General features: G+C 57.7%; 15 protein-coding genes. 6 read left to right on the forward strand and 9 right to left on the reverse strand.

All coding sequences use genetic code 11. The annotated features are described in order from the left end of the window. Window positions 1-103 precede the first annotated feature (103 nt). The 5 genes from KORLAC_RS04680 to KORLAC_RS04700 form a co-directional block, all read right to left on the reverse strand. Entirely contained in the window at window positions 104-904 is an 801-nt protein-coding gene (locus tag KORLAC_RS04680; protein ID WP_068303815.1) for a type 2 periplasmic-binding domain-containing protein, read from the reverse strand. Between the two features lie 53 nt (window positions 905-957). Next, a complete protein-coding gene (locus KORLAC_RS04685) occupies window positions 958-1848 on the reverse strand; it encodes a substrate-binding periplasmic protein (protein ID WP_160328597.1) in 891 nt (296 codons plus the stop codon). A 337-nt stretch (window positions 1849-2185) separates the two neighbouring features. After that, entirely contained in the window at window positions 2186-2728 is a 543-nt protein-coding gene (locus KORLAC_RS04690) for a PAS domain-containing protein (RefSeq protein WP_068303820.1), read from the reverse strand. A gap of 5 nt (window positions 2729-2733) precedes the next feature. Continuing rightward, a complete protein-coding gene (locus tag KORLAC_RS04695) occupies window positions 2734-3519 on the reverse strand; it encodes a hypothetical protein (protein ID WP_068303822.1) in 786 nt (261 codons plus the stop codon). Window positions 3520-3621: 102 nt separating this feature from the next. Next, entirely contained in the window at window positions 3622-4299 is a 678-nt protein-coding gene (locus tag KORLAC_RS04700) for a TetR/AcrR family transcriptional regulator (protein ID WP_068303824.1), read from the reverse strand. 555 nt (window positions 4300-4854) lie between these two features. Between KORLAC_RS04700 and KORLAC_RS04705 the strand changes: the two genes are divergently transcribed. From KORLAC_RS04705 to KORLAC_RS04730, 6 genes are all read left to right on the forward strand, one after another. After that, entirely contained in the window at window positions 4855-5517 is a 663-nt protein-coding gene (locus KORLAC_RS04705) for a PRC-barrel domain-containing protein (protein ID WP_068303826.1), read from the forward strand. Window positions 5518-5613: 96 nt separating this feature from the next. Beyond that, on the forward strand, window positions 5614-6705 hold the full coding sequence (pdhA, locus tag KORLAC_RS04710; protein ID WP_420913269.1) for a pyruvate dehydrogenase (acetyl-transferring) E1 component subunit alpha: 1092 nt from the start codon (window positions 5614-5616) through the stop codon (window positions 6703-6705). Then, a complete protein-coding gene (locus tag KORLAC_RS04715; protein WP_068303830.1) occupies window positions 6698-7681 on the forward strand; it encodes an alpha-ketoacid dehydrogenase subunit beta in 984 nt (327 codons plus the stop codon). Before pdhA ends, KORLAC_RS04715 begins: the two co-directional genes overlap by 8 nt. Window positions 7682-7692: 11 nt before the next feature. Next, a complete protein-coding gene (locus tag KORLAC_RS04720) occupies window positions 7693-9165 on the forward strand; it encodes a dihydrolipoamide acetyltransferase family protein (protein ID WP_068303832.1) in 1473 nt (490 codons plus the stop codon). A gap of 161 nt (window positions 9166-9326) precedes the next feature. Continuing rightward, window positions 9327-9809 (forward strand): sigma-70 family RNA polymerase sigma factor, encoded by a 483-nt coding sequence (locus tag KORLAC_RS04725; protein ID WP_068304648.1) that lies wholly within the window; start codon window positions 9327-9329, stop codon window positions 9807-9809. A 40-nt stretch (window positions 9810-9849) separates the two neighbouring features. Next, complete coding sequence (locus KORLAC_RS04730) at window positions 9850-10158, forward strand: hypothetical protein (RefSeq protein WP_068303834.1); 309 nt, start codon at window positions 9850-9852, stop codon at window positions 10156-10158. Between the two features lie 135 nt (window positions 10159-10293). On the opposite strand, the gene KORLAC_RS04735 is transcribed toward KORLAC_RS04730, so the two are convergent. The 4 genes from KORLAC_RS04735 to KORLAC_RS18955 all read right to left on the reverse strand — a co-directional run bounded on the left by KORLAC_RS04735 (window position 10294) and on the right by KORLAC_RS18955 (window position 13126). Further along, on the reverse strand, window positions 10294-10542 hold the full coding sequence (locus KORLAC_RS04735) for a hypothetical protein (RefSeq protein WP_068303836.1): 249 nt from the start codon (window positions 10540-10542) through the stop codon (window positions 10294-10296). A gap of 42 nt (window positions 10543-10584) precedes the next feature. Continuing rightward, window positions 10585-11097 carry a Dps family protein gene (locus KORLAC_RS04740; protein WP_068303838.1) on the reverse strand — a complete coding sequence of 171 codons (513 nt, stop codon included), beginning with the start codon at window positions 11095-11097 and terminating at the stop codon, window positions 10585-10587. An 89-nt stretch (window positions 11098-11186) separates the two neighbouring features. After that, complete coding sequence (locus KORLAC_RS04745) at window positions 11187-12428, reverse strand: Glu/Leu/Phe/Val family dehydrogenase (protein WP_074519412.1); 1242 nt, start codon at window positions 12426-12428, stop codon at window positions 11187-11189. 80 nt (window positions 12429-12508) lie between these two features. After that, on the reverse strand, window positions 12509-13126 hold the full coding sequence (locus KORLAC_RS18955; protein WP_068303842.1) for a response regulator: 618 nt from the start codon (window positions 13124-13126) through the stop codon (window positions 12509-12511). Between the last annotated feature and the right edge of the window lie 67 nt (window positions 13127-13193).

Here is a 13193-nt window from a genome sequence, read left to right on the forward strand (position 1 = left end):
GGTGCCTGAAAAGAAATCAGCCCTGGCACTCAATACTATGGTTGTCCCTACCGCTAGCAGCCTCACACTATTATCACAAGAAGGCGAAATCTGGGCATCCAAATCACGACTTCGGCATGAAGCGCAGGTCAACACCCGCTGCACCGAACACCGCAGCCATGTCGCCGGACGCCACAAGATTTGCCAGGGCCGCATTGAAGCCTTCGACAAATTCCCGGTTCTCCGGGGTGTCATGGCAAACCAGGGAAACACCAACCCGGATCAGCGCCAGGTCCGGGTTATAGGGCGGCAGCGGGCGCCCCAGGGTTTTGAAGACAAAGACATTATCCGGCAGAGAGCCAGACATATGATCCACCCGCCCGGCAATCAGCATCCGCGCCTTGGCGGTTTCCGTTGTGGTGGGCAGGAATTTGGCACCATACCCTTCAAGGACCGTTGGTAGCGCGGAACCGTTCGGATAGGCGACCTTGCGGCCCTCCAGCGCCTCAAGCGACGGCAGAGGCGGCTCATCAAACCGGCTGAAAATGTGGCTTTCCACCCATATAAGCGGCTGGGCCTGGATATAGGCTTCAGGGTCCTCAATTTCCCTGCCCTTTACCATATGGCCGATGTCACTGGGATAAAGGCAGCTGCCGACATTGCTTTTGAAGTCAACCTTGGCGCGCTTGTAGGGCAATGGCTTATAGGCCTTTGGGGCCTCCATACCATGCAGCACAGTGTTCAGCACGTCGTTATAGAAGCCGGTACCGTCGAGCGCCAGAGTCATGCCCCAACCGGTACCATATATGTCGCCGGAGGTTTCAGCGGGCGCGGGTGCAACTGCGCCGCCGTCAGCATGCGCGAAAGACAATGGCGCGCACGCCAGCCCCAACAATCCCAAACTCAATGCGGCAGCGCGCATCATCGGCAATCAGCCCCTTCGCACAACCCCCACGGTGCAACGAACAATCGACTATATCAGCGAATATTGCTGAAGGGTACCCGTCTGCCCGGGTGCACGAACCGAAGCTTCGATCCCGCGGCAGGTACAATGTCATTCAGGTCAGCGGCACCAGCATAGGGTGTTTCCGCAACGCCGGCAGCTGCCAGACGGTCTTGGAAGGCCGCGCTTGCCTGCAATTCGGTGATGCGGTCGTTCACCTGTCGGATGAAGGCCTGGTTGGCAGCGGTGTTGTGGCACACAACGCCGACACCAGCGTCAATCAAGAGAAAGTTCCTGTCATAGGATGCCATGCGGGTATCCAGGGACTGAAAGATCAGATGCTCATTCGGCAGCATGCCCGACATCATATCCACCCGCCCGGTAATCAACATCTGCGCCTTGGCTGTTTCATCGTTGACCGAGATCAGCTGCGCGCCCGTACCCGCCAGAAGCTTGAGCATGACAGACCCTGTGGGCACCGCCACGGTCTTGCCATCGAGATCCGCAAGCGATTTGGGCGGCGTGACACCCGCGGCTGCAAACAGATGTTCCTGCGCCATGAAAACAGCGTCTGTTTCAATCAGATCCAGGCCGACATCATGGCCACCGGACAGCAGAACCGCGCGCGCCGAAGGATACAGACAGGCAGATTTATCCGCCAGGAAATGCGCCCGCGCCCGCCTGTATGGCATCAGCTTATAATCAACCGCCTTTTCAGGCAGCGCCGCCAGATCATTGAAGATGTCATTATAAAAGCCCGTGCCGTCCTGCGCCAGCGTCTGCCCCCAGACAGTGCCATACACGGTTGCTTTCGAAGTTTCCAAATCTGGAAATTGCCTGTCAGCTGCCTGAATACCGGTCGCCGCCAACAACAGCAACACTATCGAGACAATACCCGACCCCACCACAAAAAATTTACGCAACACACTCTCACCCAAAGCCTGATTATTATGCCAGGTCTCTGCTTCATGGCACCTCTCTCGGCGTCCCGTTCCCCCCGGTCTGCCATGCCATGTCGCCCTTTCCCGCAAAAAGGCTATTCAAAGGGAGGCCTCAAAAGCAATGTCAAAAGAGACAATTTACCTATAATTTTAGCTTTTTACGGTGCGAGAAAATCGCAACTGCAGGCGCCGATTTCATTATGCACCCATAAGAAGAGCACCAATATGGTTAACGCCGCAAATTCGCACATTTAATGCCCGGCATTACAGATTTCAGGCTTTTGACAGATTCGGAATAACTATTCTGGGGAGCCCAGTCGCATCAGAAGCGCCCAACACGGGCCCGCTCCACCGCGGAATATATGAAGAATTGATCAACCGTTTCACCGTCTTTCGACAGCGGGAAATAGAGCACGCTGACATCAACATATTCCCGTCCGTCCGACAGCGCCTTCGACAGCCCCAGGGCTGGCTTCCGGCTTTCGATACAATGGTTGGCAATGCGGCACACCCGCCGCTGAACCTGCTCGCCATGATACTCACTGATCAGTTTGCCGGTTGCTTCCCCATAAAGCGAGCTGATCTCGGTCCCCATCAGGCGGTAACGGGCATCCACCACATTGCCAGCATCGTTCTTGACGGGTTCCAGGATGGTGATGCGCGGCAGATATTTGCTCAGGCTCGACGGTGACACATCAGAGCGGCTGTTAAAGGGCCTGTCGCCGCGCTTGGCGGCCATCAGCTCAACCAGCACCGCCATGTCCTCCCGGATGGCCAACCCATCCTCCACGGTCACCACATAGAAATGGTCTGCCCGGGGCCCCATATTCTGAATACGGCTGAGGTCATTCTCAAAGGACGACATACTCGTTACCCCCCCGCCTTTATGCTCAACATCACTGCCTGATGGAAAAAATCAGCGCCACCAAGCCGTTCCAGCGCGGCATCCAGCCGCGGCACCAGGTATGCCTTGTCCTTGGCCAGCACGTGATAGATCACAACGTCATCAACCTTGGCGAACTGGTAGGCACCAGCATCCAGGGCGGGCAACGGCTGCTGCTTAAAGGAAACAAACAAGACGAATTCGGCACGGCCACTATCCAGAAGCGCGCCGGAATCCTTGAAATCCTGCAATGCCAGGGAAACAGCGCCACTTGCCTTGACCCAGGCACTGCACCAGGCGATGGCCGGCCGATGGGCAACAACCCGGCCCTCAAAGGTTGCGGGCATGCTGCGCCCACCATGCTTGCCATCATAGGCCACCATGGCGTCCAGCCGCATTATGGGGGCAGACAGTGTCACCACATCACCGCCATAGTCCTTCAGCCAGGCATCCGACCGACCAACCTGGCCATGCACCCGGCCCTGCAACTGCATGCCGTGCGCCCGCTGCACGGGTACATAGCGCAGCTCTACGCATAATCCGGCTTCCTTGTACAGCTTGCGGATCGGGCCATTCACAGCCTGGAACATCGGCAGGTCACTGTAGCTCGCCAACCGAATGCATCCGCTTTCCTCGCGCGCCTCATCATCCAGCGCGCGAGCGGGCGGCACGCCAGCAAAAATGCTGGCCAACAGCAACGCGAAAGCAGCGCACACCAAAAGGCGCGCACTGCCAACTGCATCCTCACATCGGTTCAGCGCGTTAAAGCTCATGCCCCATTATGGGCTTGGCCGGGTAAATAAATGCTGAAGCGAATTTCGCGCTAAACCCGCTCAAATACCTTCATACGTTGCACTTCCGGCCCTGCCACAAGGCTAATCCTGCAGACTGGCATAAAAGTGCCGCAGCAGCGACCGGTGCAGCGCGTCTGCCGGTTTGGCTGGCGGATGATAGAGAAGCATCTCCCGCGTCAGCCAGAAACTCTCGCGCAAAGCCTGCGCGACATCGGCGCCCGAATGGGCCTTGAGCACCGTATGTTCTGCCGCCAGAAGCTCGCCGATCCTGTCGGCCGCCGCATCAAAACTGGGGCCCAGGCCGGAAAAATCGCCGGGCTCTGACATCTTCTGCGCCATATCAAGCGCGCGGATCACCCCGCTCCGTTCGGTGCACAGGCGCATAAACAGGCTCACCATCATGCCCGGCGCCTCGTCAATCAAGGCTGGGCAGGCTTCAAGCTCCCCAACAAGCGCGGAAACCGTCTGCTCGCATTCCTGGCCCAGCCGGCTGTCCAAACAGCGCAGGAGCGCGGTTTTATCAACAAAGCGATTATAGAAGGACCCAACAGACGCATCTGCCCGGCGGACGATTTCCTGAACCGAAACCTCGTGCCAGTTGCGCCGGGACAAAAGCCCCTCGGCTGCATCCAGGAACCGGAAGAATGTTCGTTCGCTTCGATTTTGCGCCGGGCGCGACACCCATCGCCCGTATGTCCATGCGCTGGTCGTCATGGCGCGCCGCCCAGGCGCCCCACCTTCGGCCGCAATTGCTGCCATGAAAATCTCCTCTAAAGCCTCTCAGCGGGCTTGCCGCATCGGCACCCCGCACACCCCAACCACACAGGCATGAAAGCCGGAGCCACCTATCATCAGCTCCCCTGACACCAAGACAAAAGCCACGCGGCTCAGCGCCCCGGCTTCCCTGCCGTGATACTCGAAACCCGCTACGCACTACAAAACTCGAAACACCCCCTTGGCCCGGCACACCGCACCAACACACAGCGACCGACGCCGGGCAAAAGCCCAGGCTGACGCAATCGCCGCCCCAAAAGGGATGTTATATTAGAATCAGAATTCTAATTCTAATACAAGAAAAAAATAAAGGCCCCGACTGGAAAGCGTGGCGTCCCTTTGTCGTCGGTCACAAATCGCAGGATTTTCCGTCACAGTTTCAGGACATTTCAAAAATGGGTAATTCTAGAAAGGACGCGCGGGATGCTGGCGCTGTCGTCGGGTACGAAACCGGCTGATGAGCCAACTTAAAAGTCTCGTCGGAACGCCTATGGATACAATGCGTTTATCTCCTGAACGTAACTTAAAAGGAGAACCTCAATGCTGTGCCCATTTACGGAACTCAAAAGCTTCGATATACGCGGTCGGGACGAAACCCTGGGCGAGCTTGAAGATTGTCTCCTCACTGAGGTCGACTGGTCTGTCCAGTATCTGACTGCCAAAACGGGCAATTGGCTGACCGGACGCACCGTGCTGATCAAGGAAGACTGCCTGACCGCAATCGACCCAAACGGCAAGACTGTTATGGCGGCCCTTTCCAAGGAAAAATTCAAAAATCTGCCCGACGAAGCAAGCGACCCACCTGTCAACAAGCAGAAACAGCAGGAACTCGCCAACAATTATGCATGGGTCGGGGCCGCCGGCGCGGGATTTATGGCTTTCTCGCCAGATGCTGTCATGCAGGATGCCGGAAGCTCTGGTGACGATGAAGCTGGCGATGACGGCAACAACAAACTGCGCAGCATGGAAGAGCTGATCGGCTATGACGTTGTGGCTGGCGACACGGCGCTGGGTGCGGTCACGGACATCATGATTGATCCGACCTCATGGCGCGCCCGTTTCCTGGCTGTCAGGCGGAAAAAATCAGACGATATCATCATGCTGGTGCCGTGCGGCTGCATCGAGGCCGTAAGCTGGGGCAAACGCACGATCCAGTGCCAGGAGAAGATTCAGTCTCAAGCCCCCGTTCGGACTGCTGCTTAGCAAACACTCCTCCTGTGGCGCAGCTTTTTGGGAACGCTGCCGTTGCCACGTCGTTTCTTACCTGGACACGAGGAATAGGAGTTTGATTTGCCACAAATCGGCATGAAACCGAATGATCCGGTTCCCGTCCTGTCGGTTCTGAACCAGGACGGCGCGCTGGACGAGACACTGGAGCCTGACCTCAGCGAAGACACCCTGCACCGCATGTACAGGACAATGCTTGAGGCACGGCTTTTCGACGAACGGCTTTTGAACCTGCAACGCCAGGGCAAGCTGGGCACCTTCGCACCTGTGCGCGGGCAAGAAGCAGCCCAGGTGGGCTCCATCTCGGCGCTTGAGGAAGATGACTGGATGGTCCCCTCATTTCGGGAGAATGCCGCAGCCCTGTGGCGCGGCACCCCCATGGATGGCCTGTTCCTTTTCATTGCCGGCTATAACGAAGGCCTTGCAATCCCCGACGGCAAGAAAGACCTGCCTGTGGCGGTGCCCGTGGCCAGCCAGCTGCCGCACGCTGTAGGCCTTGCCTACGCCGAAAAATTCAGGAAAACCGATAATGTGGCGATGGTCTATTTTGGTGACGGCGCCACCTCTGAAGGGGACTTTCACGAGGCCCTGAACTTTGCAGGCGTGATGGAAGTGCCTGTGGTGTTTGTGTGCCAGAACAACCAATGGGCCATTTCCGTACCGCGGAAAAAACAGACAGCCTCCCACAGTATCGCGCAGAAAGCCCATGCATACGGCATCCAGGGTATTCAGGTGGACGGTAATGACGTGCTGGCAGTGCACGCAGCCACCCGCGACGCCGTGGAACGCGCCCGCAACGAACATAAACCAACGCTGATCGAGTGCGTCACCTACCGGATGGAAGTGCACACCACCGCGGACGACCCAACCGTTTACCGCGATGACGAAGACGTTGAAGCCTGGGAAGAACGCGACCCGATCAAGCGCATGCGCGACTATCTGACCGGCAAGGACATATGGTCCGACGATCAGGAGGAAGAGCTTCGCGACACAGTCAAAAAACAAATTGAGGAGGCCTGGAAGAAAACCCAGAAGACCATCGAGGGCCTCGACGACCCAACGGTGATCTTCGACCACATGTTCGACGAGCCTACGCACCTGATCAAGGAACAGCGCGCGCGCTTCGAACAGGACCTTCAGTCCGGGAGAGACGCAGATGAGTGATAAAAGAACCATGGTGGATGCGCTCAATCTGGCCCTGCATGAAGAAATGAAGCGCGACGACAATGCCATCCTGCTGGGTGAGGACGTGGGCGTGGACGGCGGCATCTTCCGCGTCAGCAAAGGACTGATCGAGACATTCGGCGAAGAGCGGATCATTGATACCCCGCTTGCAGAATCCGGCATTGTTGGTACCGCGATCGGCATGGCGATGGCCGGATTGAGGCCCATTGCGGAAATGCAGTTTTCCGGTTTCAGCTATTTCGCCTATCACCAGATCGAAAGCCACGCTGCCCGCATGCGTTGGCGTAGCCGCGGCCGCTATCATGTGCCGCTGGTTGTCCGCATGCCTTATGGTGGCGGCGTTCGCGCGCTGGAGCACCACAGTGAAAGCCGCGAGGTCATCTATACCCATACGCCTGGCTTGCGCACGGTCATACCGTCCGGCCCCAAGAACGCCTGCCAGCTTCTGAAGGCTGCCATCCGGGATCCGGACCCAGTAATCTTTCTGGAACCAAAAGCAGTGTACCGGTCTGTCAAAGAGGAAGTCCCAGAAGATTTGGACCCGCTTCCCCTTGATAAGGCGGCACATGTCCGTGAAGGCGACGAACTGACGTTTGTGTCCTACGGCGCCATGCTGCACCGAACGCTTGAGGCCGCTGACCGTTTGCAGGAAGAGGACGGCATATCGTGCGATGTGATCGACCTGCTGACCCTTGCGCCGCTGGACGCCGCAACAGTGGTGAAATCCGCATCACAGACCGGCCGCGTGGTGGTGGTAACAGAAGCGCCGCAAAGCTACGGCCCGGCCGCTGAAATCGCCGCGCGCGTGGCTGAGGACGCCTTCGTCAAGCTGGAAGCGCCAGTTGGGCGCGTGGCTGGCTATGACATCCACATGCCCTTCTTTGCGCGCGAACAAAGTTATCTCCCAAGCGTTGACCGCATTACCGACACTGCCCGCTACACTCTGGAATTTTAGGAGCCCCCCTGATGGCCTACAGCTTTACCCTGCAAGACCCCGGTGAAGGCATTCACGAGGTGATCATCGATGAAATCATGGTGTCCGAGGGAGACCATGTGAATGAAGGCGACCCAGTGATGGCCGTGGAGTCAGACAAGGCCGCCATCGAACTGCCCGCGCCTGTCAGCGGCACCGTCAAGCGCCTGAGCGTCAGCAAAGGGGACACCGTCGAGGTTGGCGCCGAATTGATGGTGTTTGACGATGGCAGTGATGACAGCGACAGCGGTGATGACGAGGACGCTTCATCTGAACCCTCGGACGAGGAAGCGTCCGATGGCAAAACGGAAGATGACAAAAGCGCCTCTGCCAAAAGCAGCGACAGCGAAGCCTCTGACGATGAGGCAGACGAACCCGAGGACGCTGAAGATAGCAGCGCCAAGGATACAGGCGGTGGCAACGACGATAAAGACGATGACGAGAAGAGCGCCCGCGACACCGAGGGCGACGACACGGCTTCTGATGACGAAGACGAAGAAGACACCAAAGACGAACGTGAAGAGGCGAAGGAATTTGAAGGCTCAGAGCCCGATGAAGGCCAGGCGGATGATCGAGAGGACGCAGGTATCAAGGCCGCGCCGGCCGCCCGTGCCGCCGCAGATAAACACGGCATTGACCTGGCTTCCGTGAAACCCACGGGCAGCAAAGGCCATGTCACCAAGCAGGATGTCGAAAAGGCGGCCAAGTCTGATGGACGAGACACCGACAACGCAGGCGATACGGGTCGGGGCCGGGAAACCCGCAAGAAGATGTCCGGCATCCGGAAGGCTACCGCCAATCATATGGCGCGCGCCTGGGCCGATATCCCGCATGTGACTCATCAGGATCGCGCTGATATCACCGAACTTGAAAAAGCGCGCCAGAAGCTGACGGACGATGAGGAAAACGACATTGATGACCTGACACTGACAGCCTTTGTCATCAAGGCCATGACGATTGCCCTGAAGCAGCACCCGGAATTCAATGCCCGGCTGGACATGGACAAGAGCGAACTGATCATCAGCGACGATGTCAATGTAGCCTTCGCGCTTGATACCGACCGCGGGTTGCTGACACCCGTACTGCGATCCGTTGAGACCAAATCGATCCATGGCATCGCCACAGAGATGGCCGCCATGGCGGAAAAGCTGCACTCCGGCCCGCCTGAGAAAGAAGATCTTGAAGGCGGCACAATCACGCTGACCAATGTGGGATCGCTGGGCGGTACCGGCTTCACCCCGATTATCAACCACCCCCAGGTGGCCATCCTGGGCATGGCGCGCGCTGCCCTTGAGCCTGTTGTAATGGGCATCCTGGACGAGCCAGACATCAAGGCAAGGCTTATGCTGCCGCTTGTTTTCGCGTTCGACCACCGGGCGCAGGACGGCGCAGATGCTGCGCGTTTCATGACCACCTTGAAGGGCCTTCTGGAGGACCCCAACCGGCTGCTGGTGGAGGCAGCCTAGAGGCCAAGCCTTGGGGAAATGAGTAAGTTACTCATAATGCTCAACCCCCTAAAAGCCAGACAGTTCAGGCCCAGATAGTCACAATATTGCGCACTATCGGCGCCCCAGCGGCAGCCCGATGTTTTATCCTGCCCGGGAGTTCAATGAACCGGGAGGCAAGCATGAATACGACAAAGACTGATCTGAAAGCGGCCCTTGAAACTGAGTTTCCACACCTGCGCCGCTACGCCCAGTCTCTGACACGTGATCGCAGTGATGCCGAAGACCTGGCCCAGGCGGCAATCGTCCGCGCCCTGACACGGGCGCACCAGTTCAAGGCTGGCACAAACCTGCGCGGCTGGTTGTTTACCATCTTGAAGAACATCCATATCGACCGCCAGCGGAAAGCCGCACGCCAGGGCCCGAAAGTCGCGTATGAGGATTGGTACCAGGAAACCCAGTGTGCACCCACACAGGAAAAACATATCGAGATGAGCGAGGTGGCTGACCGCCTGCAGGACCTGAAAAAAGACCAACAGAAGGTCATCAAGCTTAGTGTTTTCGATGGCCTGGACCACCAGGAAATTGCGAAGAAAATGAATGTCGCCGTTGGCACGGTCAAAAGTCGGCTGTGCCGGGCACGCCGCGCCTTGGCTGTCAACTGACAGAAGGGCGAAGCTCCTTCAGGAAAGGGAGAAATGCATAATGACCCATGAATGGATTTGGCTCGGCTGGGCTTTGTTCCTGATACTTGCCTGGCCCCATGCACAACGTTTCAAACACAAGGATGCGCGGCCGATCGCTGCTTACCTGATTTTCATCATGACATGCAGTCTGGCGGCATCCCTTGTTTTCTTCATGGGCACCTGGGCGGTTGCCCAAACTGCCGCAGGTAGTGAGATCAGTAGCTGGGCAACCTTGCTGATTGTTGTAGCTGCCGTTTTCCTGGCCGTTGTCGCCGGAAACTATGCCATCCGTCGCCCACCACCAAGCGAACCGGAAGAGCCCCAATAGCCGGCCTGGAACACGAAACAGCCTCGCGCTGAATACCAAGGCTGAATAATAACGCCCCCGACACAAAGCCGCGCTGACGGCATAAAAAAAGCGCCCCAGGAGGGCGCTTTTTAGCTATCTGATTTTTTCGGCTGCCTAGTCGGCGTCCTTCAGGGACCGCCGCGCATCCAGTACATCCTTCAGCGACAGGCGCTCGCCACCCCCCATATTCTCTTCAGACGCTTTCTGCAGCTCCATAACCTCATGCTCCATGGCGTCCAGAATAGCGAACTTTTCCGACACCTTGAGGGTGTCGTTTTCTGTCACATCTTTCGGCGACTTGAAATACGCGTAGGGGTCGCGCTTCAGGGCTTCAAGCTCAACGGATTGATCATATTTCAACATGAGAATTATCCTTTCTGTCGCTAACCTGCGGCATCTCCGCCGCTACTGCGCCAGCAGCGAGCGGTACATCCAGGCTGCTTCTTCGTGTGCGCCAATACGGGCCGTCAGAAGATCGGCTGTGTAGACATCGTCTATTTCCTCTGCGGCGGCTACAGACTTGCGCATCCTGTCCGCGATGCTGGTATTGCCGTCAACCAACTTCCGCAGAAATTCTTCCGTTGTCGCAACACCCGGTTCGCTTGTCAGGATGGAGTTTTCTTCGAACTCTGAAAAACTGGCAGGCGCAGGATGGCCAAGGGCGCGAATTCGTTCAGCAATACTGTCGATGGCTTCGGCGAGATCCTCATATTGCGTTTCTGTCAGTTTATGGAGGCCATAAAAGGCCGGACCGACAACATTCCAGTGCACACCTTGTGTTTGCAGATACAGGATGTAGCTGTCAGCAAGCGCGTTCGACAGATACTGGGCAAGTTTGCTGGTGTCCCGCTCCCTGATGCCGGTATCGATCTTCTCATCGTGCGCTTTTGTGGCAAAAACCTGAGCAGTATTACTCATGCCGTCACTCCTTTCGTTTGCGTCCCGTCTGATGTGTTCACCAGTACAAACGACGGCAGCCCAAAGGGGTTCCCCAGAATCCTGAAAAGTCAGGCAAGACCACGACAGCGGGCGACCTGCTGAAGGTGTTCAACCGCCAGCGCATAACAGGCTGTCTGCAGGCTGACCTCGGCCCTTTTGTGCATATGCCAGGCCCTGTCGGCCGCACGATCAATGATGTCATCGAGGCTTTTTTCGGCAGTTTCCACCACGACTTCATGGCCCGCCTTACCGGCCAGCCATTCGTGGTATGACGCCAGCACGCCGCCGGCATTTGCCAGAATGTCCGGCACCAACCGGATATCACGTTTGGCCAAAACCTCATCGGCATCGGCGCTGACTGCGTCGTTGGCCAGTTCCAGGATCACCGAAGCCTTGATGTCATCGGCATTATCCTGGTGGATTTGCCCGCCCAACGCAGCAGGGACAAGCAGGTCACACTCATCTGTCAGGATCGCGTCTGGTTCACCGCCTTCTGCCTCCAGCTCGTTATCCAACCCGCTGAATGACTTGCCTTGTTCCTTGACGGCCAGAAGGTCATCTACATCGAAGCCTTCGGATTTGCGCAGAGACCCACTTGAGTCAGAGACCCCGATGATCCTGTAACCGTCTTTTGCCAAAAGGCTGGCGATCTGCCCGCCGACTTTACCAAAGCCCTGAACGATAACAGTGGGTTCCTCCTGGGTCAGGCCCAGCTTGTCCCGCAGTTTATCCAGCACCCGTTTGCCGCCACGCGCCGTTGCACCGTCACGCAGGTTCAATCCGCCAAGCGCGCTTGGTTTTCCGGTAACGACATGCGGCACTGACTTGCCCATAAGCTGTTCATATTCATCCCGTATCCAGGCCATTTCCTCAGGCCCGCAGCCCACGTCGGGCGCTGGGATATCCTTGTTGGGGCCGATATCGCTGATGAAGGCCCGGGTCCAGGCACGGCACAGCCGCTCGCGCTCATGAACCGAAAGCGCACTGCCGTCGATCGGCACACCGCCCTTGGCGCCGCCAAGCGGCAATCCAAGAAGGGCTGTCTTGAGCGTCATTTTAAACGCCAGTGACCGGACTTCCTCTTCGCTGACGTCCGGGTGAAACCGCAGGCCACCCTTGCAGGGCCCCAGAAGGTGGGAATGCTGGCATCGCCAGCAGATGACCTGAACACGCTTTCCACTGTCAAGGCGCAGCGTCAGCCTGCGCTCTATCAGGGCATCACTGGCCTTGATGGAATCAAGCAGATCATCGTCTGATCTGCCCATGCCCTGGACACGGTCAAGCCGTTTCAGAATACCGTCGTCAATCATGAAATCCCTTTGCGTTGCTTCATCGTGACGCCCGCAGGAAATCATGGCCGGGGCGCCCATTCAAACAACGCGGAAAGGGCTTAAGGGTTCCCGCCTGGCAGGGAAACAAGTTTGGCAAGGGCCGGCATCAGGTCCGTCATCGCCCGGCTTTTCGCCACCACCGGCACGCTCCAGAAGCGTTCCGCCAGATGGGTACGTGGGTCGTGTGCGCTGCAGAACAGAAATGGCACCTGTTGGCGTGTCAGTTCGTCCGCCAGCTTTTCTATCTTGTCGCTGCCGAGGTGGGTTTCCAGCACTGCGCCCCCGAGCGTATTCTCACGCGCAAGCGCCAGGGCTTCGTCAGCCGTTGCCGCAGGGCCAATGGTATTATAGCCGCTTTGGCCCAGCAGGCTTCCGATCCCCCGGGCAACCAGGATATCCGCATCGACCAATAGAATGGCCGGGGGGCCAGCCGACGTTAGCGCATCTTCAACAACGGGGTCGAGATCCACGATCCCGATGTCGCCAGAGGCTACGGGATTGTTTAGTAACTCTTCGGTGCCGGCGCCCTGTTTGACGCTGTTGAGCCCAAGGTTCATAAGCGCTCGTGCCGCCGCCGAGCGGGAGGGCATGCGGTTTTCGAAGCGCCACTCGTCCACCGCAGAAACTTCTTCCTGCGTGAGCATCACCTGCAAGCGCTCCGCCCTCTTTTCCGACACGTAAGTTCTCCCGCTGATTGTGTACCCTATCGCACTTTAGGATAGGCGGCGTGAGGGTGCAAAGCTT

The sequence above is a fragment of the Kordiimonas lacus genome (assembly GCF_001550055.1).
GTDB lineage: Bacteria > Pseudomonadota > Alphaproteobacteria > Sphingomonadales > Kordiimonadaceae > Kordiimonas > Kordiimonas lacus.